General features: G+C 68.0%; 22 protein-coding genes. 1 reads left to right on the top strand and 21 read right to left on the bottom strand.

Annotated elements, in window-relative coordinates; genetic code table 11:
- Positions 1–4: 4 nt before the first annotated feature.
- From BMZ21_RS20460 to BMZ21_RS20525, 14 genes are all read right to left on the bottom strand, one after another.
- On the bottom strand, positions 5–1,048 hold the full coding sequence (locus BMZ21_RS20460; RefSeq protein WP_091838469.1) for a xanthine dehydrogenase family protein molybdopterin-binding subunit: 1,044 nt from the start codon (positions 1,046–1,048) through the stop codon (positions 5–7).
- A 1-nt stretch (position 1,049) separates the two neighbouring features.
- Positions 1,050–2,810 carry a xanthine dehydrogenase family protein molybdopterin-binding subunit gene (locus tag BMZ21_RS20465; RefSeq protein ID WP_091838473.1) on the bottom strand — a complete coding sequence of 587 codons (1,761 nt, stop codon included), beginning with the start codon at positions 2,808–2,810 and terminating at the stop codon, positions 1,050–1,052.
- A gap of 11 nt (positions 2,811–2,821) precedes the next feature.
- A complete protein-coding gene (locus BMZ21_RS20470; protein ID WP_091838479.1) occupies positions 2,822–3,304 on the bottom strand; it encodes a (2Fe-2S)-binding protein in 483 nt (160 codons plus the stop codon).
- A gap of 10 nt (positions 3,305–3,314) precedes the next feature.
- Positions 3,315–4,136, bottom strand: a complete 822-nt coding sequence (locus BMZ21_RS20475) for an FAD binding domain-containing protein (protein WP_091838484.1) — start codon at positions 4,134–4,136, stop codon at positions 3,315–3,317.
- A gap of 1 nt (position 4,137) precedes the next feature.
- Positions 4,138–4,590 carry an SRPBCC family protein gene (locus BMZ21_RS20480; RefSeq protein ID WP_091838489.1) on the bottom strand — a complete coding sequence of 151 codons (453 nt, stop codon included), beginning with the start codon at positions 4,588–4,590 and terminating at the stop codon, positions 4,138–4,140.
- A gap of 2 nt (positions 4,591–4,592) precedes the next feature.
- Positions 4,593–5,030 carry an SRPBCC family protein gene (locus BMZ21_RS20485; protein WP_091838493.1) on the bottom strand — a complete coding sequence of 146 codons (438 nt, stop codon included), beginning with the start codon at positions 5,028–5,030 and terminating at the stop codon, positions 4,593–4,595.
- An 11-nt stretch (positions 5,031–5,041) separates the two neighbouring features.
- Positions 5,042–7,939 carry a flotillin family protein gene (locus BMZ21_RS20490; RefSeq protein WP_091838497.1) on the bottom strand — a complete coding sequence of 966 codons (2,898 nt, stop codon included), beginning with the start codon at positions 7,937–7,939 and terminating at the stop codon, positions 5,042–5,044.
- 187 nt (positions 7,940–8,126) lie between these two features.
- A complete protein-coding gene (locus BMZ21_RS20495; RefSeq protein WP_091838501.1) occupies positions 8,127–9,005 on the bottom strand; it encodes a phosphoenolpyruvate hydrolase family protein in 879 nt (292 codons plus the stop codon).
- Positions 9,002–11,245: an ABC transporter permease gene (locus tag BMZ21_RS20500; RefSeq protein WP_091838504.1), complete on the bottom strand. Its 2,244-nt coding sequence runs from the start codon at positions 11,243–11,245 to the stop codon at positions 9,002–9,004. The genes BMZ21_RS20495 and BMZ21_RS20500 overlap by 4 nt, the downstream gene beginning before the upstream one ends.
- Positions 11,238–12,026, bottom strand: coding sequence for an ABC transporter ATP-binding protein (locus BMZ21_RS20505; protein WP_091838507.1), 789 nt, complete (start codon positions 12,024–12,026; stop codon positions 11,238–11,240). Before BMZ21_RS20505 ends, BMZ21_RS20500 begins: the two co-directional genes overlap by 8 nt.
- Positions 12,023–13,111, bottom strand: a complete 1,089-nt coding sequence (locus tag BMZ21_RS20510) for a branched-chain amino acid ABC transporter permease (protein ID WP_091838510.1) — start codon at positions 13,109–13,111, stop codon at positions 12,023–12,025. Before BMZ21_RS20510 ends, BMZ21_RS20505 begins: the two co-directional genes overlap by 4 nt.
- Positions 13,112–13,113: 2 nt before the next feature.
- Positions 13,114–14,127 carry a branched-chain amino acid ABC transporter permease gene (locus BMZ21_RS20515; protein ID WP_091838513.1) on the bottom strand — a complete coding sequence of 338 codons (1,014 nt, stop codon included), beginning with the start codon at positions 14,125–14,127 and terminating at the stop codon, positions 13,114–13,116.
- Complete coding sequence (locus BMZ21_RS20520) at positions 14,120–14,974, bottom strand: helix-turn-helix transcriptional regulator (RefSeq protein WP_091838516.1); 855 nt, start codon at positions 14,972–14,974, stop codon at positions 14,120–14,122. The genes BMZ21_RS20515 and BMZ21_RS20520 overlap by 8 nt, the downstream gene beginning before the upstream one ends.
- A 167-nt stretch (positions 14,975–15,141) precedes the next feature.
- Entirely contained in the window at positions 15,142–16,392 is a 1,251-nt protein-coding gene (locus tag BMZ21_RS20525) for an ABC transporter substrate-binding protein (RefSeq protein ID WP_091838519.1), read from the bottom strand.
- Positions 16,393–16,622: 230 nt separating this feature from the next.
- On the opposite strand from BMZ21_RS20525, the gene BMZ21_RS20530 reads away from it, so the two are divergent.
- Positions 16,623–17,261, top strand: a complete 639-nt coding sequence (locus BMZ21_RS20530) for an alpha/beta hydrolase family protein (RefSeq protein ID WP_091838523.1) — start codon at positions 16,623–16,625, stop codon at positions 17,259–17,261.
- Between the two features lie 12 nt (positions 17,262–17,273).
- Here the strand turns inward: BMZ21_RS20530 and BMZ21_RS20535 are convergent, their stop codons facing one another.
- From BMZ21_RS20535 to pcaD, 7 genes are read right to left on the bottom strand one after another with little or no spacing between them, the layout of a single operon-like run.
- A complete protein-coding gene (locus tag BMZ21_RS20535; RefSeq protein WP_244543931.1) occupies positions 17,274–17,813 on the bottom strand; it encodes a hypothetical protein in 540 nt (179 codons plus the stop codon).
- Between the two features lie 59 nt (positions 17,814–17,872).
- Positions 17,873–18,703 carry a shikimate dehydrogenase family protein gene (locus BMZ21_RS20540; protein ID WP_091838527.1) on the bottom strand — a complete coding sequence of 277 codons (831 nt, stop codon included), beginning with the start codon at positions 18,701–18,703 and terminating at the stop codon, positions 17,873–17,875.
- Positions 18,704–18,746: 43 nt separating this feature from the next.
- The gene (locus tag BMZ21_RS20545) at positions 18,747–19,595 is read right to left on the bottom strand and encodes a 3-oxoadipate:acetyl-CoA acetyltransferase (protein ID WP_091838529.1); all 849 of its coding nucleotides are present in this window, start codon (positions 19,593–19,595) and stop codon (positions 18,747–18,749) included.
- 3 nt (positions 19,596–19,598) lie between these two features.
- Complete coding sequence (pcaG, locus tag BMZ21_RS20550; RefSeq protein WP_091838533.1) at positions 19,599–20,210, bottom strand: protocatechuate 3,4-dioxygenase subunit alpha; 612 nt, start codon at positions 20,208–20,210, stop codon at positions 19,599–19,601.
- A gap of 2 nt (positions 20,211–20,212) precedes the next feature.
- Positions 20,213–20,935: a protocatechuate 3,4-dioxygenase subunit beta gene (pcaH, locus tag BMZ21_RS20555; protein ID WP_091838537.1), complete on the bottom strand. Its 723-nt coding sequence runs from the start codon at positions 20,933–20,935 to the stop codon at positions 20,213–20,215.
- A gap of 18 nt (positions 20,936–20,953) precedes the next feature.
- Positions 20,954–21,340 (bottom strand): 4-carboxymuconolactone decarboxylase, encoded by a 387-nt coding sequence (gene pcaC, locus BMZ21_RS20560; protein WP_091838541.1) that lies wholly within the window; start codon positions 21,338–21,340, stop codon positions 20,954–20,956.
- The gene (gene pcaD, locus BMZ21_RS20565) at positions 21,333–22,118 is read right to left on the bottom strand and encodes a 3-oxoadipate enol-lactonase (protein ID WP_091838545.1); all 786 of its coding nucleotides are present in this window, start codon (positions 22,116–22,118) and stop codon (positions 21,333–21,335) included. Before pcaD ends, pcaC begins: the two co-directional genes overlap by 8 nt.
- Between the last annotated feature and the right edge of the window lies 1 nt (position 22,119).

Here is a 22,119-nt window from a genome sequence, read left to right on the forward strand (position 1 = left end):
CGCGTCACCGCCAGTTGACCGGGCCGCCGCGGCGCGGACCGGGCTTGGCGCCACCATTGGCCTTGATCCCACGCAGGATCTTCTCCGGCGTGATCGGCAACTCGTCGACCCGGACGCCGACAGCGTTGTAGACGGCGTTGGCGATCGCCGGCAGCACCGGATTGGCGCACATCTCGCCCGGGCCCTTGCCGCCGAACGGGCCATCCGGCGCCGGTCGCTCCAGCACCGTGACGTGATAGGGCGCGATGTCGCCCGGCCCTGGCATCAGGTACTCGTTGAAGTCTCGCGGGCCGTGCTCCGGATTGGGATAATACGGTTCCGGCGTTTCGTAGAGCGCGTGGCTGATCCCCATCCAGGCGCCGCCGACCAGCTGCTGCTCGACCATGCGCGGATTGATGACGCGGCCGAGCTCGTAGGCGCTGGTCATCCTGAGCACCTCGACCTCGCCGGTCTCGTCGTCGACGGCGACATCGGCGACGAGGCAGGCATGGGCGAAGGCGGTGTTCGGGTTCATCTCGCCGGTCTCGGCATCGACCGCCGAAAGCGGGATCAGGAAGATGCCGCGCCCGGCGATGGTCTTGCCCTGCTTGAACTGCGCCGCCTGCGCCGTCGCCTTGACCGTGATGCTGCGCGAGGGCGCGCCGCGGACATGGATGTTGCCGCGCCCGTCGGTGACGAGGTCGGCGGCATTGACTTCCAGCTCTTCCGCCGCGGCCTCGAGCAGGACACCACGGGCCTCGCGCGCCGCGACGATGATGGCGTTGCCCATTCGGTGCGTGCCGCGCGAGGCGAAGGAGCCCATGTCGTGCGGGCCGGTGTCGCTGTCGGCGGTGTCGACATACACATCCTCGATGGGCACGCCGAGCGTCTCTGCCGCGATCTGGCGCGAGACCTGCTTCATGCCCTGACCGAGATCGATCGCCGAGAGCGCGACGGTGAACTTGCCGTCCGGGTTGGAATGGATCAGCGCCTGGCTTGGATCGCCGCCCAGGTTCATGCCGATCGGGTAGTTGACCGAGGCCATGCCGCGGCCTTCGTGACGTGCCATCTCAGCGCCTCCTCGTGCCGAAGACCGACGAGAACCGCACCGCGCCATGCTGGGTCTGCGCGGGTGCGGCCGGCGGTGGCGAGGCAGGCGGCGGGCTCGCCGGTTGGTGGCCGGGAGCTGGCGAATATGAACTGGCCGGCTGATAGGGCGGCGGCGCGGGCTGGTAGGCCGGAGGTGGTGGCGCTGTCGGCCGCTGCGGCTCGTAGCGCGGCACCTGCGTCGGCGTCGCGCGGCCGTCGCGCGCGCCTTCCATCACCGGCTGCTTGCTCGGCGCGATCCGGCTCGTCCCTGCGGGCAGCACCTGCGTCACCGGTCCGCTCCGCGTATCGGGCCGGCCGATCTGGCCGCGGGCATCGAGCTGGGTCGCCGGGATTTGCGCGCGTTCGCCGGCGCCGCCGCCGATCAGCGAAGACGCCCGCTTCGCCTGCTCGGACAGCGGCCAGTTCGCCTTCTCGGCCGCGACCTGCACGCATTCGACCAGCGCCGTGTTCTTGGCGGCGCGCCGATGCGGCTTCATGTCGCCATCGCGATAGGCGTTGAGAATCCGGAACTCCATCGGGTCCATGCTGGCGGCCTCAGCGAGGCGGTCCATCTGGACCTCGAGCGCGAAGTCGACCGCGGTGACGCCGAAGCCGCGCATCGCGGTCGAGGGGCAGCGATTGGTGTAGGAGACGTAGATGTCGGAGGCGACGTTGGGGATCCAGTACGGCCCCGGCACATGCGCCGTGCACTTGATCGCGGCGTAGCTCGACAGGCGCGTATAGGCGCCGGCGTCGAAATAGCTGCGGATATGGCGGGCAACAATCCGCCCGTCGCGCATCAATCCGTCCTTGATGTAGATGCGCTCGGCCCCGCGCGGCGAGCCGTAGAGCATCTCCTCCTCGCGATCGAGCACGAAGCGCACCGGGCGGCCGGTCAGCATGGCGCCGAGCACGGCGAGCGGCTCGGTCAGCGAGTCGACCTTGCCGCCGAAGCCGCCGCCGACCGTGCCGCCGATGAAATGCAGCTGGTTCGACTCGACGTCGACGATCTTGGCGGTCGTGCCCAGCGCGAAGAACAGCCCTTGCGCGCAGGAGTGCACGACATAGCGGCCGTTCTGTTCGGGCGCCGCGATCGAGCCGTTGGTCTCGGTCGGCGCATGCTCGATCGGCGACATCTGGTAGCGATGTTCCATCACGATATCGGCGCTGGCGAAGCCGCGCTCGACGTCGCCGAAGCGCAGCTTCTGATGGTCGAAGCGCTCGTGATATTCGAAGTAATTGCCGGGATAGGTCTCGTTGACCACCGGCGCGCCGGGCTTCAGCGTCTCCTCGACATCGAAGACGGCCGGAAGCGGGTCGTAGTCGATGCGCACCAGCTTGCGCGCGGCCAGCGCCTGCGCCTCGCTGTCGGCGAGGATCGCGATGACCGGCTCGCCCTTGTAACTGACCTTGCTCACCGCCAGCGAGGGCTCGTCGTCCTTACCGAAATTGATCAGGCTGAGCAGCGTGTTCTTGTTAACCGGCACGTCGGCGCCGCGCAGCACGCGCTTGACGCCCGGCGCGCGCTCGGCCGCCGAGGTGTCGATCGAACGGATGCGGGCATGATGGTGCGGGCTGCGCACCACCTTGAGATGCAGCATGCCGTCGAAGGCGTGATCGTCGAAGAAGCGGGTGCGCGCCGTGACATGGCCCGGCATGTCCTGGCGCTGCACGCCCTTGCCGATGACGTTGAGATTGTCGTCGCGCTCGTCGGCGAAGAGGTCCTTGCGGAGTTCTAGCATGACGGCCTCCCTCAAGCCCGGCGCGCGCCGGGCGCGTTCGCCGCGGCGAGGATAGCGGCGATGATCGGCTCGTAGCCGGTGCAGCGGCAGATGTTGCCACTGATCGCCTCGACGACCTCCTCCCGGCTCGGCTGCGGGTTCTTTGCCAGCAGGGCCCGCGCCGCGGTCAGCATGCCCGGCGTGCAGAAGCCGCATTGGGCGGCGAAATGGTCCATGAAGGCGTCCTGCAACGGGTGCAGGTTCGGACCGTCGGCCATGCCGGAGGTGGTCTCGATCTGGCGACCCTCGCAGGACACCGCGAGGGTCAAGCAGGCGAGCTGCGGCTCGCCGTCGACCAGCACGGTGCAGACGCCGCAAGTGCCCTGGCCGCAGCCATATTTCGGGCCGAAATCGCCGAGCCCGCGCCGAAGCGTATCGAGCAGGTTGCTCGCCGGGTCGACGAAGGTGGCGCGGTCGCTGCCGTTAAGGCGGAACTGGATGGGGAGCTTGGCCATCGGCGCCTCCTCAGCGCGGCTCGCCGGCGAGCAGCCGGCCGAGATGGACGGGGAGGATCTCGCGCCGATACCACTCGCTCGCGATCGCGTCGGTCGCCGGGCGGCAACCTTCGAGCGCCGCCTGCTTCGCCACCTGGACCGCGGCCTGGTCGAGCGGCTTGCCGTCGAGCGCGCGCTCGACGCCGCGGGCGCGGATCGGGGTCGGTGCCATCGCGCCATAGGCGACGCGCGCCTGCGCGATCCGGCCGCCCGCAAGCGGCAGATGCGCCGCGATCGAGAGCAGCGAGATGCCCTTCGGCTTCACCCGGCTGATCTTGCGGAAATGGAACTCGGCCGGGTTCTGCGGCCGGGCGAACTGCACAGCCGTCACCAGCCCCTGGCCGCCGCGCTCGCGGGCGCTGAGGAAATCCTCCAGCGCCACCGCCCGGCCCGAGCCGTAGCCGGATTGCAGCACGACCTGCGCATCGAGCGCCAGCAGTGCCACTGTGAAGTCGCCATAGGGCGCCGCGGCGAAGAGATTGCCGCCGATCGTCGCCATCGTCCGGACCGCCGGACCGCCGATGGCGCGCGCCGCGGCATGCAGGAAGGCGAGGTCGCGATTGGCCAGCACCATCGCCATGGTCACGCCGGCGCCGAGCTCGACGCGGGCGCCGCCGGTGCTCATCTGGCGGAAGGCCGGATCGGTGACGCGCACCAGCGTGCCCTCGGTCAGGCGGCCCTCGTTAACGTCGCGCATCACGAGGGTACCCCCGCCGATCAGCAGCGCCTGGCGGTCGCCGGAGAGGATGCCGGCGGCTTCCGACAGGCTGGCGCAGGTTCGCAGATCGAGCATGTCAGGCCTCCTCGCCGACGATCGCCGGCAGGCGGCGCACCGCCTCGATGCCGTTGGTGTAGACCTCGTCGCCGACCAGCCTGGCGAGCTCGGCCTCGCGTCCCGGCGGCGTGGTGAAGCGGCTCTCCCAGTGCCAGAAGCTGCGGTTGCCATCGGTCACCGGCAGCAGACGGACATGGGCGACGTAGTTGAACAGCGGGATCGGCGTATCGAGCAGGCAGTAGCTGAAGGTCATCTCGAGATCGGAGAGGGTCAGCAGCTGTTCGCGCAATTCGCTGCCGTCGCGCAGCTGGAAGCGCCGGATGCAGCCGACACGGTCCGGCGGGTAGGCGCGCTCGATCTCGCTCCGCGCCACGATCGGATGCCAGCGGTCATGCCCGTTGAAGTCGCGCAGGACCGACCAGAGCCGGTCCACCGGCGCATCGATGATCGTGCTGCGGACCACATGGGGCATGGCTATCCCCCGAAGGCGCGCTTGAGGGCGTCGAAGCCGCCCTGGAAGACATTGGTGCCGATGCCGGCGACGAGCTCGGCCTCCTTGTCAGGCGCACAGTCGAAATCGGCCGACCATTCGATGAAGGTGCGCTCCTGGTCGGTGATCGGCGTCAGCCTGAGCGTCGCGACGTAGTTGGTCAGCGGCATCGGCGAGTCCAGGATCGAATAGGTGCAGAACATGTCGTAGTCGGAGAGGCCGAGCAGCTGCTCGCGCAAACGGTCGCCGCTGCGCAGCGAGAAGGCGCGGATGCAGCCGACCTTGTCGGCCGGCTCGCCGTTCTCGATCCGGCTCTCGGCGATGCGCGGATGCCAGTTCGGCAGCCCGTTGAAGTCGCGCACCCTGGCCCAGACCTTGGCGGCCGGGGCGGCGATGACGCTGGAGACGTAGACGCGGGCCATCGCTCAGCGCCTCACGACTTCTTGCCGGAGCCGGAACGGCCGCCGCCTTCAGGAGCCGGAGGGGGCTCGCCAGCTTCCTTCGGCTTGGCCGGCTGCGCTTCCTTGGCGACGCGTTGCATGTCGGAGGCCTCGCGCATCAGCCCACCCATCCTGGCGAGATTGCCGCCCTCGATGCCGATCTCCTTCAGCACCTGGTCGATCATCGGCGCCTGGACCCGGTAGCGCAGCGCCGATTCGATGACCTCGTCGGTGGGCGAGCGCGCCGCGCCGCCCGCGCCGCTCGCTCCCGCCCCGCCGGCGAGCCCGTCGACATGGAGGATGCGGATGCCCTCGATCTTCTCCATCGGCTTGACGCTCTCGCGCACGATGCCCTCGATCTTGTCGAGCAGGCGGCGCCGGAACAGCCCGTAGCGGGCGCCGTCGCTAAGCACGTTCTCGGCCTCGTAGAGCAGCTTCTGCGCCTCGGCCTCGACGGCACGGCGCACCTTCTCGGCCTCGGCCGCGATGCGCGCCTCCTCTGCGGCCTTCTCGGCGAGCAGGATCTCAACGGTCTTGCGCCGCTGGGCGCTCTCGCTCTCGCGGACGGTCTTGACCTTCTCCTCGGCCTCGACCGCCTTGGCGCGGGCGATCTCGGCACTGGCCTGCGCCGCCGATTCCTCCAGCGACTTGGCGTAGAGCGCGATCGCCTTGTCCATTGCGGCCGTCTCGACCTCGCGCTCGCGCCCGATCTCGAGCTTGCGCAGCTCGCGCTGGCGGCCGATGCGGGCTTCGTCGAGTCCGCGATCGGACGAGATGCGGGCGCGCTCGACCTCCTCGTTCGCGACGATCTGCGCCTCCTGCAGCGCCTGGTTGCGGGCGATTTCCAGTTGCTCCAGCGCGCGGCGGCGCTCGATCCTGACCGCTTCCAGCGCCTGCTCGCGGGCGATGTCGACGGTCTCGACCTGCTGGCGCGCCGTGATCTCGGCCTGGCGCAGCGCCTTGTCGGCGTCGGTGCGCTCGACCTTCTTGGTCGCGAGGACGATCGCGCGCTGCTCTTCGGCGACCTCGATCGCCTCCTTCTGGGCGATCTGCGCGATCTCGCGCGTCCTGGTCGAGGTGATGCGCTCCTGGTCGAGCTTCAGCTCGATCGCAATGCGCTGACGCTCGACCGCGTCGCGGCGCTTGAGTTCGGCACCATCGAGTTCGGCCGCGCGCTTGATCTCCAGCTCCTTTGTGGCGAGTTCCGCGGCGATGCGCTCGGCGGCGACGGCCTTCTCCTGCGCGATCCTGGCGGCTTCCGTCGCCTCGCGCGCGGAAATCTCGGCGGTGTCGATCGCCTGGTTGCGAGCGATTTCGAGGCTGCGCACATCCTCGTCGCGGCGGATGCGTGCGCTCGAAATGGTTTGCTCCTGAGTGATGCGAGCCTTCTCGGTCGCCTCGCGCGAGGCGATCTCCGCCGCCTCGATCGCTTCGGTGCGCCCGATCTCGAGCAGGCGGGTGCGCTGGTCGAGCGCGATGCGGTCGGCCGCAACCGCATTCTCCTGGGCGATGCGGGCCTTCTCGATCGCTTCGCGGGCAGCAATCTCGGCCTCGTCGAGCGCCCGGTTGCGCGCGATCTGGAGCGCGCGGACACGCTCCTCCTGCGAGATGCGGGCGGTCTCGACCGATTCACGCGCCGCGATGTCGTCCTGCTCCAGCGCGCGGGTACGCTCGATCTCGCGGTTGCGGACCTCCTGCTCGCGGGTGATGCGCTCGGAGTTGACCGCGGTCTCCTGCAGGATGCGGGCCTTCTCGGTGGATTCGCGCGCCTCGATCTCGGCCGCTTCCAGCACCCTGGTGCGCTCGATTTCCTTCTGCCGGATCTCGCGCTCGGAGGCGATGCGGGCGGCGTTGATCGCCTGCTCGTTGGCGATGCGCGCCTTCTCGACCTGCTCGCGCGCGGCGATCTCGGCCTCCTCGACGGCTTGTGTCCGGGCGATCTCCTGCTGGCGGATGTCCCGCTCCGAGGCGATGCGCGCCTCGCTGATCGCGCGCTCATTGGCGATGCGCGACTTCTCGATCTCCTCGCGCGACGTGATCTGCGCCTGCTCGGCCTCGGTGTCGCGGACGGCGCGCTCGCGGGCGACCTCGGCACGCTGCATGGCGCGCTTGATCTCGATCTCGCGCTGCTGCTCCAGCCGCGCCGCCTCGCTCTCGCGCTCGATGTCGAGCGCCTGGCGCTCGGCTTCGAGATTGCGGGTGCGGATGCGGATCATCGAGTCCTGCTCGATGTCGTTGCGCAGCTTCCGCTTGTCCTCGATCTCCTCGATGATCCGGGTCAGACCGGCGGCGTCGAAGCGGTTGGACGGGTTGAAATATTGCAGGTCGGTCTGGTCGAGATCGGTGAGCGCGACCGATTCCAGCACGAGGCCGTTCTGGTCCAGCGCCTCGGCGGCAGCATCCTTGACGCGCTGAACGTAGGAACCGCGCTGCTCGTGCATCTCCTCCATGGTCATCTCGGAGGCGACGGTGCGCAGCGCCGAGATGAACTTGCCGGAGAGCAGCGCATTGAGCTGGTCCGGCTGCAAGGTGCGCCGACCGAGCGTCGCGGCGGCGACCGAGACCGACTGCCGCTCCGGCTTCACCCGGACATAGAATTCGGCGTCGATGTCGACGCGCATGCGATCTCGGGTGATCAGCGCGTCGTTGTTCGCCCGCGTCACCGCAAGCTGCAGCACGTTCATGTTGACCGGCGTGACGTCGTGGATGATCGGCAGAACGAAGGCGCCGCCATTGATCACCACCTTTTCGCCGAACAGGCCGGTGCGGACGAAGGAGACCTCCTTCGAGGAGCGGCGATAGAGCCAGTTCACCAGATAGACGACGATGGCGATGACGATCACCGCCACGATCAGCCAGAGGATCAGCGATCCGATCAGTTGCCCGGTCATCGTGAAGCCCTCCCCAACCTTGTCGGCCTTGTGTTCGAACCACCGCTGTCATCCCGGACAAGCCGCGTTCGCGGCGCCGATCCGGGATCCATTCCTGAGCCTTTCCAAAGGAGGTTCCGGCATGGATCCCGGGTCTCCCTTCGGTCGCCCGGGATGACCCGGGCCGGTGGAATTCCGACCACCCTTTTCATTTGGAGCTCCCGCCGGCCTTGCGCGCCGGCTTTCCCGTCGCCGCCGAGCGGCCGATCTGCTTGAAGGCGCGGGTCTGGTCGCGGATCGCGACCTCGACCGGCAGGCGCTCCATCGAGGACGCGCCGTAGAAGCCGTGGCAATGCGTCGTGTTCTTCATGATGAAGTCGGCATCGCTGGGCTCGGCGACCGGCCCGCCATGGACGAGGATGATCGCGTCCTTCTTCACGGCGAGCGCGGCCTTGGCCCAGCGCTCGACCAGAGCCGGGCAGTCTCCCAGCTTCAGCGCTGTCTCGGCGCCGATCGAGCCGCCGGTGGTCAACCCGAGATGGCAGACGATGATGTCGGCGCCGGCTTTCGCCATGGCGCGGGCATCCTCCTCGCAGAAGACGTAAGGCGTGGTCAGCAGGCCCTTGGCATTGGCGAGGGCGATCATCTCGACCTCGAGGCCAAAGCCCATGCCGGTCTCTTCGAGATTGGCGCGGAAGGTACCGTCGATCAGCCCGACGGTCGGGAAGTTCTGCACGCCCGAGAAACCAAGGCGCTTCACCTCATCCAAGAAGATGTCCATGCGCCGGAAGGGGTCGGTGCCGCAGACGCCGGCGATGACCGGCGTGTTCCTCACCACCGGCAGCACCTCGGCCGCCATCTCCATGACGATCGCGTTGGCGTCGCCATAGGGCATGAGGCCGGAGAGCGAGCCGCGCCCGGCCATGCGGTAGCGGCCGGAATTGTAGATGACGATCAGGTCGATACCACCGGCTTCCTCGCACTTTGCCGAAAGGCCGGTGCCGGCGCCGCCGCCGACGATCGGCTCGCCCTTGGCGATCATCGCCCGGAAGCGCTTCAGCAGGGTCTTCTTGTCGAAGCTCGTCATGATCTGCCTCCGCTGGCCCGCTCGCGGCGCCGGCCGGCATGCAGTGTGCGGAACTGCTGCACCAGAGCGGCGGCGAAGGCGGGGTCGTTGATGTGGAGCGGCAGGCGGATCAGCTGCCGGTTGGGACCGGGGCGCACGGTCTGCTCCAGCGCCTGGAACAGGGCGGCGTCGGCGGCCGGATCGTGGAAGGCCTGGCCAGGCGCATCGAGCGCGGAGACGCCGAGCTCGGGGATCAGGAAGCGGACTGGCCCTTCCATCTGGTTCAGCCGTTCGCCGATCCAGCGGCCCATCCGGGCGTTCTCCTCCGCCGTTGTCCGCATCAGGGTGATCTGCGGGTTGTGCGGGTAGAGCAGCCGGCCGCGATAGCGCTCCGGCACGGTCTCGGGCGCGAAGAAGTTGACCATGTCGAGCGCGCCGACCGAGCCGACATAGGGGATGCGGGTGCGGATGATCGCGCCGAAGCGGTCCTCGGTCGCCGGCAGCAAGCCGCCCATCAGCAGGTCGCAGATCTCGGTGGTCGTGACGTCGATCACCGCGCCGACGAGGCCGGACTCGACCAGCTTCTCCATTGCGCGCCCGCCGGTGCCGGTGGCGTGGAAGACGAGCGGCTCCCATTCGTCGGCGAGGAGCCTGGAGACCTGCTGCACGCAAGCCGTGGTGACGCCGAACATGGTGAGCCCGACCAGCGGCTTCTCCACCTCGCGGCGGCGCGAGGGCTCAGGCTTCAGCTCGGCGAGACGCGCCTTGGCCATGGCGGCGATGGCGTGCGCGCCATTGCCGAGCACGAGGCGGGAGACACGGTTGACGCCCTGCACATCAGTGACGGCGTGCAGCATCGCGATGTCGGTGGCGCCGACATAGGCGCGGACGTCGCCGGAGGCCATGGTCGAGATCATCAGCTTGGGCAGGCCGACCGGCAGCGTCTGCATCGCCGGCGTCACCATCGCGGTCGCGCCCGAGCCGCCGGCCGAGATGATGCCGAGCAGCCCTTGCTGGCGCGGCAGCCAGGCCTTGAACGCCTCGGTCATCGCCGCCACCGCCGTGCCGCGATCGCCGGAGGAGATGCCGGCCGAACCTTTCGGCGAGGCGAGTGCGATCTCCTGTGGAGTGACGTCGCCGCCGGCACTGCGGCCGGAGGTAGAAAGATCGACGAGACGGGTGCGCAAGCCCTCGGCGCGGATCAGGTCGCGGATGAAGCGCAGTTCCTCGCCCTTGGTGTCGAGCGTGCCGGCGACGACGACATAAGGCTCGCTGCTCGCCGCGGCGGCGAGCGGCCGGATCGCACCGACAGGCTGCCCATCGCGCGTTGCCAATGTCGGGCGCGAGATGGTGCGGGCCTGCGCCTCGATCCGTGCCGCCGGCACGGGTTGCGACCAGCGGTTCGGGATGGCCGGGTTCGAAACGTAGACACGGATCGGTCCGGCCGGCACCGGAGCGGCAGACCGTGAGGTTCCGGCTGCCGGGGCCGCGTCCGCCGCCGCATCGGTCTCGTCATGGCCATGGCGGCCGACGCCGAGCAGGCGCTGCTGCAGGTCGCGGTCGCCGGCCAGCGTCGCCGAGGGGATGATGCGGTTGATCCGGCCGTTGACCATGATCGCGACGGGATCGGACATCTGCGTGGCGACGCCGATGTTCTGCTCGATCACCAGGATCGCGACGTCGCCCTGCTCGGCGAGGCGGACCAGCATCTCCTCGACATGGGCGACGATGACCGGTGCCAGCCCCTCGGTCGGCTCGTCCATGACGAGGAGGCGCGGGTTGAGCAGGAGCGCGCGGCTGATCGCCAGCATCTGCTGCTCGCCGCCGGAGAGCTGTCCGCCGCCATTGTTGCGGCGCTCGGCCAGACGCGGGAAGACTTCGTAGATGCGCTCCGGCGTCCAGGCGCCGCGCTTGCCGCGCTGCATCAGCCGCAGATGCTCGTCGACCGTCAGCGAGCGCCAGAGCCGGCGGCCCTGCGGGACATAGCCGATGCCGAGCCGCGCCACCTCGGCCGGCGAGCGGCCGGCGATCTCCTCGCCGAAGAAGCGGATCGAGCCCGACGCGATCGGCACCAGCCCCATGATCGCCTTGCACATGGTCGTCTTGCCCATGCCGTTGCGGCCTACGACGGAGAGGACGCCGTGCTGCAGCGTGAGATCGACGCCCTGGACGGCGTGCGAGCGGCCATAGAAGACGTTCAAGCCTGCGATCTGCAGGATCGGGATGCCGGCCGGAGGCGGGGCTTTGAGGCGCTCAGCCATGACCGCCCCCGAGATAGAGTTCCTGCACCTCGGGATCGGACTCGATCTCGTCCGGCCGCCCCTCTTTGAAGATGCGGCCGTTATGCATCATCGTCACGCTCTCGACGACGCGCAGCGCCACGTCCATGTCGTGCTCGATGATGATGTAGCCGATATGGGCCGGCAGCGAGGTCAGGATCTGGACGAGGTCGGCCCGCTCGGTCGGCGAGAGGCCGGCCGCCGGCTCGTCGAACAGGATGAAGCGCGGTGCGCCCGACAGAGCGAGCGCGATCTCGAGCTGGCGCTGCTGGCCATAGGCGAGTTCGCCGACCAGACGATCCTTGACCGCAGTGAGATGGACGGCGTCGACCAGGCTCTCGGCCGTGTGCTGGAGCGTGTCGTCGCGCCGCGGCCGGCGCAAGGAGAAGCGGTTCCGCGAGACCCCGCGACAGGCGAGATAGACATTGTCGATCACCGACAGGCCGGTGAAGAGCGAGGAGATCTGATAGGTACGTCGGAGGCCGCGGCGAATGCGTTCATGCGGCGGGAAGGCCGTCACATCTTCGCCGAAGAAGCGGATGACGCCGGAGCTCGGCGAAAAATCGCCGGTAACGCAGTTGAACAAAGTGGTCTTGCCGGCACCGTTCGAGCCGAGCACGGCGCGCCGCTCGCCGGGGCGGACCGAGAGCGTGACGTCTGACAGGGCCGCGAGCGCCCCGAACAGGCGCGAGACGCCGCGCAGTTCGAGCGCATTGCCCGAGCTGCCCGTATTCAGCCGGTCCAGGCTCGGCACGGCGCTCATGGCGCGCCTCCGCCGGTCCGCATTTGTGCGTCCTGCGCCTCGCGGCTCTTGCGATAGCGCTCGCGCAGCCGCTGCCAGATGCCGATCAGCCCGTCCGGCGAGAACAGCACGATGACGAGGAAGCCGAAGCCGATCAGCAATTGATAGCGCTTGCCTTCGAGCCCGACCCAGTCGAGCAAATCGAGGGCGAAAGTCCGCAGCAGGACATAGACAAGCGCGCCGATGAAGGGGCCGATCGGCCGGCTCAAGCCCCCGACCACGGCGATGATCAGCATGTCGACCACCGGGCCGACGCCGCCCGTTCCCGGCGAGACCTGGCGCTGGTACCAGACCAGCAGCACGCCGGCGAAGGCGGCGATCACCGCAGCGAAGGCGTAGGCGGCGATGCGATGGGCGACGACATCGAAGCCGAGCGCCGCCATGCGCCTGGGATTGTCGCGGGTGCCCTGCAGAGCGAGGCCGAAGGGCGCCCGCGAGACATAGACGACCACGGCATAGGCCAGGGCGGCAAAGCCGAGCGTCAGGTAATAGAACGGCACGGTGCCGCCCCAGTCGATACCGAGGAAGACCGGTGGCATCACCCCGTTGAAGCCGCTGAAGCCGTTGAAGATCGTGTAGTTCTGCAGCGTCAGGTAATAAAAGGCCGAACCGATCGCGAGCGTGATCATGATCGTATAGATGCCCTCGGTCCGGACCGAGAGCGCACCGCCCAGCGTGCCGAACAAGGTGGCGAGCAGGATCGCGACCGGCACTGCCGTCCACCACGGCCATTTCAGGCTGATCTGGGTGATGGCGCTCTCGCCGAAGATCGCGACGAGATAGGCGGCGAAGGCCGCGACGGTCATCTGGATCAGGCTGACGATGCCGCCATAGCCGGCGAGGAACATCAGGCTGAGCGCGATCATGCCGAGGATCATCGCGTAGGCGAGGATCTGGACGAGCCAGAACGGGCTTGCGATCAGCGGCATCACCAGCAGCAGCGCCGCGACGATCCAGAAGGCGGTGCCCTGCCGGGCGATCACCTCGGCGAGGCCCTCGCGGGGCCGCGGGGTGGCGATCGCGAGGCGGGGTTCAGCCAGCGCCATCGTCAGCGCCTCACCGCCGCAAGGCCCTGCGGCCGGATCGCCAGCACCACGACCATGATGACGAAGGTCAGCATCACCGCATAGGTCGGCATGTAGACCGAGCCGAACTGCTCGGCGAGGCCGACGATCAGCGCGCCCATCGCCGCGCCGGGGATCGAGCCCATGCCGCCGACGATGACGACGACTAGCGAGGACAGGAGGATCTTGGTGTCCTCGCCCGGCTGCAGCGACTGGAAGGTGCCGCCGACGACGCCGGCCAAACCGGCGAGTCCGGCTCCGAAGGCGAAGACCATGATGAAGACGAGCTGCACGCGTACGCCGGTCGCCGAGAGCATGTCCCGATCGTCGACGCCGGCGCGCACCAGCATGCCGATGCGGGTGCGGTTGAGCGCGAGCCACATCGCGATGCCGAGGATGATCGCGCCGATCAGGATGGCGATCCGGACCAGCGGATAGGTCATCATCACCGCCTCGCCATTGCTGCGCAGCGCGACGACGAAGGGCAGTTGGATCGGCCCGGACAGCCAGTCCGGCGTCGTGACCTGGAAGGTGTCGCCGCCATAGCCCCAGAGCAGCAGGTCGGCGACGATGATCGAGAGGCCGATCGTGACCAGCGTCTGGCGCAGGTCCTGGCCCTCCATCCAGCGGAAGAGCAGCACCTGCATCAGCATGCCGGCGAGGGCGACGATGACGAAGGCGCCGATCAGCGCTGCGAACCAGGATCCGGTCAGGTTGCCGATGCTGTAGCCGACATAGCCACCGAACAGATAGAGCGAGCCATGCGCCAGGTTGACGTTGCGCATCAGGCCGAAGATCAGCGTGAAGCCGCTGGCGACGAGGAAATACAGGCCGCCGAGCGTGATGCCGTTGAACAGCGCGCTCAGGAAGACGCGCTTCCTGCCGAAGGTCAGCTCCATCCACGGCGTCCAGACCGCGAAGATCAGGAAGGCGAGGAGAGCGACGGCGATCAGGATCGCCAGCGACCAGATCGGGCGGCGGCCCATGAAATCAGACATGGCTCGCCTGCGAGGGCGGGAGGCCGACGGTGCGCAGCACCCGCCGATAGTCGCGCGGCGCCATGCCGACATGGGCGGTGAAGAAGCGGGTGAACACGCTCTGGCCGGAAAAGCCGAGGCGGTGGCTGATGCTGGTCACCGGGTCGCTCGACAGCACGATCCGCTCGAGCGCCGCGTCGATTCGGGCGGTATTGGCGAAGATGGTGGGGGTCACGCCGACCTGTTGCCGGAAGAGCTTGAAGAAATGGGCGCGCGACAATCCGGCCTCCCGCGCGATCCGGGCGAGCGCGCCTTCGGACGAGGTATGCTGCTCCAGCAGCCGGCAGGCGCGCAGCACGCGCCGATCGAGGGAGCCTGCCGAGGTGTCATGTAGCAGCGAGGAGACCAGCTCGGGTCCGATCGGTTCGCTGGAGGCCTGCGCCAGCGCCATCAGCACCGGGGCGAGATTGAGCTCGCGGTGCTGCGACAGCAGCATCTCAACCGCCTGGTCACGCCAGGCGGCGAGCTCGCGGGTTATGACCAGGTCGGATGACGGGAAGACCAGCGAACCGGCCGACGGCATGGCCTGCGCCGCGAGCCATTCGGGCTTGAGATAGATGACGAGGAAGAGCCCGAAGGCGCCCGGCTGCTCCGGCTGGAAATTATGCGGTTCCCAGGGATTGACCGCAACGCCCATGAAGGGATCGACACGGACCGTGTGGTCATTGACGGTCACAAGTCCCCGCGAGCCCTCGAGAAAGAAGATCAAATGCGCTTCGCGGTGGGCATGCACCACCATCGGGCGATCGAGATTATAGATCGACACCCGTCCGAAGGGACCGTGGCAGACCGCGACTGCGCGACTCATGGCTCCTCGCGTAGCAATGCCCGGTGGCGCGCGGCTGCCTCATCAGGTGAGCCTTCGCCCGACGGCGCACAAAGGATGCGCGCGACGTCGTTGACCGGAGCGGGACGGCTGGCCGGGCAGGACAAGATCGATCGTGTCCTGCCCGGGGAGTCAGTCGGTACGAACGACTAAGGCTTGCATTCCGGATTGGTCCGGGAGGGCAGCCCCACCGCCTTGAAGGCTTCCGCCGACAGCCCCATCGTCTTCGAGACATTCGGGACGGTGCGGACGAATTTGTTGGTGAGGTCGCCGTTCGGCCCCTCGACGACTTCGGTGATGAAGGTCGTCGCGATCGCCTGCCGGTCGTCGTCGAGCTTGATCGGCCCGTTCGGTGCATCGAGCTCGACCTTGGCGAGTTCCGCCCGGAACTTGGCGCCGCCGTCGGAGAGGTCGGCGTTCACCTTTTCCAGCCCCGTCGCCATGCCGTTGAAGGCGTTGTAGTAGTTGGTCGCGAACAGCGACGGGCTCGCGAAGCGCTTATCCGCGGGGAAGGCGTCCTGATAGGCCTTGACCCAGGCCTTCCATTTCGGATCGTCCCAGGCATCCGCCACGCCGCCGGAGGACGGCGTGCCGACGAGCAGACGCTTGGCGTTGCCGCGCGACGACAGCACGGTCTGGTCGACCATGATCGAGCCGCCGACGAACTTCGCCTTGCCGCCGGTCTGACCATACTGGTTGAGGAAGTTCACGGAGTCGCCGCCGCCGAGACCGAGGAAGACGGCGTCGACGTCATCGGGGATATTGGCGATGACCGAGCCGAAGTCCTTGGTCCCGAGCGGGACCCACTGGCGCTGCACGATCTGGCCGCCGGCCTTGCAATAGCCCAGCGCGAAGCCGAAGACCTGCGTATAGGGGAAGGAGTAGTCCTCGCCGATGACGGCGAGCTTCTTGTAGCCCTTGTCCTTGAAGACATACTCGCCGAGACCGGCCATCCACATCGCGCCGTTGCTGTTGAAGCGGAAGTAGTTCGGCGATGGGTTGACATAGGTGGTCTCGAGCGCGCCCGAGGAGGCATCAACGACGGTGACGTTCGGCACCGTCTTCGAGTAGTCGCGCATCGCGATGCCCTCGGAGCCCGAAAGCGGGCCGAGGATGAGCTGGACCTTGTCCTGCTCGACGAGCTTGCGCGCGGCCCGCAGCGCCGAGTCCGGGCTGGCGTCGGTCGCCGCGATGATGAACTCGACCTCGCGGCCGGCGATCTTGCCGCCACGCTGCTTCAGCGCGATCTGCGCGCCGCGGACACCGTCTTCGCCGCCCGAGGTCAGCGCGCCCGAAAGCGTTGCCAGCACGCCGATCTTGAGTTTTTCCTGAGCCTGGCCGGTCGTTCCAGCCGCAATCAAAACGCACGCCGCGACGGCGGCCATGAGTGCCTTCCGCATTGCATTTACCTCCCTGCGTGGACGGCCGCGCCGAAGGTTTCCAACGGCGGAGCCGATGGCGGATTTTTTATCCCGCTCTAAATCTAGGCTAGCACAGGCGGTTCTACTGCCAAGGTCGTAGATATTGCCGAGGGTCTGCTTTTCGCTGCCGGAGCGGACAAGGCGATGCAGGACATTGCGAGACCCCGGGCGCCCTCAGATTTGCGCTCGTGACGGATGGAGGGACGGATTTGCATTTCCTCTTCGACGGCCCGGAAGAGGCCAGGTACACAATTCTCCTGGCCCATGGCGCAGGGGCTCCGATGGATTCCGCGTCGATGACCGCTGCGACGGAAAGCCTGGCTGGGCAGGGGTTTCGCGTCGCCCGCTTCGAGTTCGCCTATATGGCCAGCCGCCGCAGCGAGGCCGGCCGCAAGCCGCCACCACGGGCGGAGACGCTCAAGCCGGAATGCCTGGCCGCGATCGAGGCGCTCGGCCCGTCGCGATCGCTGATCATCGGCGGCAAGTCGATGGGCGGGCGTGTCGCCAGCATGGTCGCCGACGACCTGTTCGCGGCCGATCGGATCGGGGGCCTGCTCTGTCTCGGCTACCCGTTCCATCCGCCGGCAAAGCCGGAGCAGCTACGGACGCAGCATCTGGCCGATCTCAAGACGCCGACGCTCATCGTCCAGGGCACGCGCGACGAATTCGGCACGCGCGAGGAGGTCGATGGCTATGCCCTGTCGCCGGCGATCGAGATGCTTTGGCTCGAGGATGGCGATCACGACCTGCGCCCGCGCAAGGCGTCGGGCTTTTCGGCGAGCGGGCATCTGGCGACAATGGCCAAGACCGTCGCGGCCTGGGCGGAGGCGAGGCCGGGCCAGAGGTGAGGGCGAGGGCGTTCAGCGCGCCCGGCAGTCGCCGCTTCGGAACGACTTGACCAGCCGGGAGATTACCGGGTCGAAGGCCTTCTGCCGTTCCCGATCGTACTCGATACGAAGATGGGCAACCGCCCGGTCGCAAGCTGGGATGGCGCGCGCATAGAGGATGCGGTTTTCCTTGGCTCCGGACCAGATGGCTCCGCTCTTGTTCTGCGTCTGGTAGCTGATGGCCCAGCCGTCGCGCTGGTCGAATGCCTGGCGCTGCTTGGCCTCGGCTGCAAGACTGCTTGCAGTCGGATAGCTGCCCCAGACCCGCAACTCGGCAGTGCCGTCCGGAGACGCCGAGACACCACCATCGCCATTGTCGGCCTCCTCTATCTTGGAGAAGCTTAGCGGGATGTCGATCCAGTATTGGAAGCGGGCATTGCCATAGCGCTGCCAGTCGGAAGCTGCAGCGGGCAGGACAATCGCGGTCAGCAGCGCGAGCAGGCCGGCCTTGAGGAACCTGGCCGGCGGGGTTCCTGCGGGCCGTCGAGGGCCCGGCTCTCCATTCCACGTCATTGGATGCGATCTTCCGTTCACCGCGGCGCGGCATGATGCGCGCCGGCTAGCGCCCGTCCTCAGCCGAGCCGCGCCACGGAGCGCAAATCGTCGGCGGTGGTCGTGGGCAGGCCGAAGAATTCCAGATAGGCCGGGATCTGCTCGAACAGCATGTCCGTGCCGACCTGGACCTGGCAGCCGCGCTGCTGCGCCGCCGCCAGGAAGGGTGTGATGGTCTGCGCCATCACCACTTCGCCGACGAAGGCGGAGGCGGGCAAGCGCTCGATGTCGAGCGGGAGCGGATCGCCCGGCTTCATCCCGAGCGGGGTCGCATTGACGACGATGTCGAAGCCGGCCGGATCGTTCGATCCCGTCGACACCTTGAGCGCGGGATAATAGCGGGTGAGCCGTCCTCCCAGTGCCTCTGCCGCCCCGCCATTCATGTCGAACAGGCCCAGCTCGGCCACTCCAGCCTTGGCGAGCGAAGCGGAGATCGCCGAGCCGACGCCGCCCGCGCCGACCACGAGCGCGCGGGTGCCGGCGACCTGGCGGCCCTTGCGCAGGACGCCGCGCACGAAGCCCTCACCGTCGAACATGTCGCCGGTAAGCCGGCCGTCGCCCTCGCGGCGCACGGCATTGCAGGCCCCGGCAATCGCGGCCGTCGGCATGAGATCGTCGACCAGGCCGGTCGTCACCACCTTGTGCGGCATGGTGACGAGCGCGCCATGCGCGTTGGAGAGCCGGAAGAACAGCTTGAGGAAATCGGGATAGTCCTCGGCGCGGCTGCCCATGGGGACGACCACCGCATCGATGCCGTCGCGCTCGAAATAGGGATTGTAGATCAGCGGCGCCTTGAAGCTCTCGGTCGGGAAGCCGAGATGGCCGATGAGCTTGGTCTTTCCGCTGATCATGGTTCGTTCTGTCCTGTTTCGGACCGGAGGAAGGCGGCTTGGCTCAGCCGGCGCTGCCTGCCCTCATCGGAATGCCGAGAATCTCGCGCGCCTGCTGCCAGGTCGCGACGGGGCGGCCGTATTTCCGGCAGAGTTCGGCTGCCCGCGCGACCAGCGCCGCGTTCGAGGGCGCGAGCCGGTCGCGGTCGAGGCGGACATTGTCTTCCAGGCCGGTGCGGGCATGGCCTCCGCTGGCGATCGCCCATTCGTTCAGCACGATCTGGTTCGAGCCGATGCCGGCGGCGCACCAGGGCGCGTTCTCGCCGAACAGGCGCTTCACGGTGCGGATGTAATAGTCGAACACGTCGCGGTCGACCGGCATCGCGTTCTTCACGCCCATGACGAACTGGACATAAGGACGCTCGACGATCTGGCCGCGCTGCCACATCTCGTGCGCCTTGAGGATGTGCGAGAGGTCGAAAGCCTCGATCTCCGGCTTGACGCCATGGGTCACCATCTGCCCGGCGAGCCAGTCGACCAGGTCAGGAGCATTCTCGTAGACGCGGGTCGGGAAGTTGTTCGAGCCGACGGCGAGCGAAGCCATGTCCGGCCGCAGCGACAGCATGGCGCCGCGGGCCTGGCCGGCACCCGAGCGGCCACCGGTCGAGAGCTGGACGATCATGCCGGGGCAGTGCTTCTCCAGGCCCTCCTTGAGCCGGCCATAGCGCTCGGGGTCCGAGCTCGGCTTGCCCTCGTCGTCGCGCACATGGCAGTGCGCGATGCTGGCGCCGGCCTCGAAGGCCTCCTGCGTGCTCTCGACCTGTTCGGCGATGGTGATCGGCACAGCCGGATTGTTGGCCTTGGTCGGCAGCGAGCCGGTGATGGCGACGCAGATGATGCAGGGTTGCGTCATGGCTCAGACGTCCAGGAACACGGTCTCGCCTTCGCCCTGGAGGCGAATGTCGAACCGGTAGACGCCGGGGGCGGTGCGCTGGGCGATCAGAGTCCGGCGGCGGTTTTCCTGCTCGACGAGGCCCAGCACCGGATCGGCGCTATTGTCCTCGTCATCGAAATACATCCGGGTGTTGAGGCCGATATTGATGCCGCGCGAGACGAGCCAGAGGCTGATATGCGGCGCCATCACGCGCTTGTTGCGCCCCGGCACGGGGCCGGGCTTGATCGTCTCGAAGCTCCAGAGGCCGCTGTCGAAATCGGTGATGATCCGGCCCCAGCCGCGAAAATCCGGCGCGACCTCGCCATGGCGCGGATCCTCGGGATGGGGATAGATGCCGTTGGCGTCGGCCTGCCAGGATTCGAGCAGGATGTCCTTCACCGGCGCGCCGGTGCCGTCATAGACCAGGCCCTCGATGCGGATGCGCTCTCCGGGCACGTCCGGGCCGGCGATGATCTGGCCGAGCTCCTGGCGATAGATGTCGAAGCCCGCCGCGCCCGGCGCCAGGCCGATATGGACATAAGGGCCGGCGGTCTGGGAGGCGGATTCCTTCAGATAGGGCAGAGCCTGGACCATGATCAGTTGCCCTCCAGGCGGTTCTCGAACAGGGTCGAGCGGCGGCCGCGCAGCACGATGTCGAACTTGTAGGCGAGGCAGTCGAGCGGCACGGCGGCGTTCAGGTCGAGCGGCGCGATCAGCTGGTCGATGGCGCGCTGGTCGGGGATCGTCGCGACGATCGGGCATTTTGCGATCAGCGGGTCGCCCTCGAAATACATCTGGGTGATCAGGCGCTGGCTGAAGGCCGTGCCGAAGACCGAGACATGGATATGGGCCGGGCGCCAGTTGTTGACCCAGTTGCGCCAGGGATAGGCGCCGGGCTTGACCGTGCGGAAGAAGTAGTAGCCGTCCGCGTCGGTCAGCGTGCGGCCGCAGCCGCCGAAATTCGGGTCGATCGGCGCGAGATAGCTGTCCTTCTTGTGGCGATAGCGACCGCCGGCATTGGCCTGCCAGATCTCGACCAGCGTGTTCGGCACGCCGCGGCCGTTCTCGTCGAGGACGCGGCCATGGACGATGATCCGTTCGCCGACCGGATCGCCTGATTTGGCGTAGTTCTTGATCAGGTCGTTGTCGATCGGGTCGATATCGCTGTGGCCGAAGGTCGGGCCGGTGATCTCCGACAGCGAACCCTGGAGCGAGAGCATCGCCAGGCGCGGGCTGCGCGCGACCGAGGTCTTGTAGTCCGGCGTCAATGCCGGCGGCTGCAAGGTCCTGTCTCGCTGGTAGAACTCCGCTGGCTTCATGGCGTTTCCTCCCGTTTCTTATGCCTGCTCGTCCTGAGCCATGGCTGCGAAGATGTCCTTCGCGATCTTGATGGCGTGGTTGGCGCGCGGGACGCCGGCATAGATCGCGACGTGGAGGAGGGCCTCCATCACGTCGTCCTTGCTCGCCCCGGTGTTGCGCGTTGCGCGCAGATGCAGGGCGAGCTCCTCGTAATTGCCGAGCCCGGCCAGGAGCGCGATCGTCATCATCGAGCGTTCGCGCGCCGGCAGCGTGTCTCGGCTCCAGACATGGCCCCAGGCGGCATCGGTGATCAGGGCCTGGAAGGGCGCGTCGAACGCGGATTTGTTGGCCTCGGCGCGGTCGACATGGGCCTCGCCCAGCACGCGGCGGCGGGTCGACATGCCTTTCTTGGCAAGTTCAGTCATGGGCGTGGGCCCTCAGGAATGGGGACAGGATCGCGGCATAGGCGGCGGGGTTCTCGACGCAGGGCAGGTGGCCCGTGCCGGGGATGACGTGGAAGGTGGAGCCGGGGATCAGTGCAGCCGTCGCCTCGACCAGCTCGGCCGGGGAGGCGCCGTCTGCATCGCCGGCGATCGCCAGGGTGGGCAGGCGCAGGGCCGCGGTCGCTGCGGTCTGGTCGGCACGGGAGAGCGCCTTGCAGGCGGCGATATAGCCGTCCGCCGGCGTCCTGGTCAGCATGGCGCGCCAGAGCGCCAGCTCCGGCGTGGCGCGGAAGGCGGGAGCGAACCAGCGCTCCATGACGGCGTCGGCGATATGCTCCAGCCCATGGCCGGCGATGGCGTCGATACGGGCCTGCCAGCTCTCGACCGTGCCGAGCCGGGCGGCGGTGTTCGAGAGAGCGAGAGCCCGGACCAGCTCGGGGCGCCGGCTCGCCACGGTCTGGCCGATCAGGCCCCCGATCGAGAGGCCTACGAAGACGACTGGCTTGCTGGCGAGCGCCTCGATCAGCGCGATGGCGTCATCGGCGTGATCGATGATGTCAGTGCCGCGGCCCAGCGTTGAGAGGCCGTGGCCCTGCTTGTCGTAGCGGATATAGCGCAGGCCTTGGGGCAGAAGCGGCAGGACCGCATCCCAGAGCCGCAGATCGGTGCCGAGCGAGTTGGCGAAGATGACCGCCGGAGCGTCCGCCGGACCATCCGCGCGATAGTGGAGAGCGCCATAAGGGCGGGTAAGGACTTGCACG

The sequence above is a fragment of the Allobosea lupini genome (assembly GCF_900109525.1).
Taxonomy (GTDB): domain Bacteria; phylum Pseudomonadota; class Alphaproteobacteria; order Rhizobiales; family Beijerinckiaceae; genus Allobosea; species Allobosea lupini.

Coding starts and splice junctions, on each gene's coding strand:
- BMZ21_RS20490 (WP_091838497.1), bottom strand. CDS start 7,939: ATGACCGGGCAACTGATCGGATCGCTGATCCTCTGGCTGATCGTGGCG.
- BMZ21_RS20545 (WP_091838529.1), bottom strand. CDS start 19,595: ATGACGCAACCCTGCATCATCTGCGTCGCCATCACCGGCTCGCTGCCG.
- pcaC (WP_091838541.1), bottom strand. CDS start 21,340: ATGACTGAACTTGCCAAGAAAGGCATGTCGACCCGCCGCCGCGTGCTG.
- BMZ21_RS20460 (WP_091838469.1), bottom strand. CDS start 1,048: ATGGCACGTCACGAAGGCCGCGGCATGGCCTCGGTCAACTACCCGATC.
- BMZ21_RS20510 (WP_091838510.1), bottom strand. CDS start 13,111: ATGGCGCTGGCTGAACCCCGCCTCGCGATCGCCACCCCGCGGCCCCGC.
- BMZ21_RS20520 (WP_091838516.1), bottom strand. CDS start 14,974: ATGAGTCGCGCAGTCGCGGTCTGCCACGGTCCCTTCGGACGGGTGTCG.
- BMZ21_RS20480 (WP_091838489.1), bottom strand. CDS start 4,590: ATGCCCCATGTGGTCCGCAGCACGATCATCGATGCGCCGGTGGACCGG.
- BMZ21_RS20495 (WP_091838501.1), bottom strand. CDS start 9,005: ATGACGAGCTTCGACAAGAAGACCCTGCTGAAGCGCTTCCGGGCGATG.
- BMZ21_RS20505 (WP_091838507.1), bottom strand. CDS start 12,026: ATGAGCGCCGTGCCGAGCCTGGACCGGCTGAATACGGGCAGCTCGGGC.
- BMZ21_RS20475 (WP_091838484.1), bottom strand. CDS start 4,136: ATGCTCGATCTGCGAACCTGCGCCAGCCTGTCGGAAGCCGCCGGCATC.
- BMZ21_RS20535 (WP_244543931.1), bottom strand. CDS start 17,813: ATGACGTGGAATGGAGAGCCGGGCCCTCGACGGCCCGCAGGAACCCCG.
- BMZ21_RS20540 (WP_091838527.1), bottom strand. CDS start 18,703: ATGATCAGCGGAAAGACCAAGCTCATCGGCCATCTCGGCTTCCCGACC.
- BMZ21_RS20500 (WP_091838504.1), bottom strand. CDS start 11,245: ATGGCTGAGCGCCTCAAAGCCCCGCCTCCGGCCGGCATCCCGATCCTG.
- BMZ21_RS20470 (WP_091838479.1), bottom strand. CDS start 3,304: ATGGCCAAGCTCCCCATCCAGTTCCGCCTTAACGGCAGCGACCGCGCC.
- BMZ21_RS20525 (WP_091838519.1), bottom strand. CDS start 16,392: ATGCGGAAGGCACTCATGGCCGCCGTCGCGGCGTGCGTTTTGATTGCG.
- BMZ21_RS20485 (WP_091838493.1), bottom strand. CDS start 5,030: ATGGCCCGCGTCTACGTCTCCAGCGTCATCGCCGCCCCGGCCGCCAAG.
- pcaH (WP_091838537.1), bottom strand. CDS start 20,935: ATGAAGCCAGCGGAGTTCTACCAGCGAGACAGGACCTTGCAGCCGCCG.
- BMZ21_RS20465 (WP_091838473.1), bottom strand. CDS start 2,810: ATGCTAGAACTCCGCAAGGACCTCTTCGCCGACGAGCGCGACGACAAT.
- pcaG (WP_091838533.1), bottom strand. CDS start 20,210: ATGGTCCAGGCTCTGCCCTATCTGAAGGAATCCGCCTCCCAGACCGCC.
- BMZ21_RS20515 (WP_091838513.1), bottom strand. CDS start 14,127: ATGTCTGATTTCATGGGCCGCCGCCCGATCTGGTCGCTGGCGATCCTG.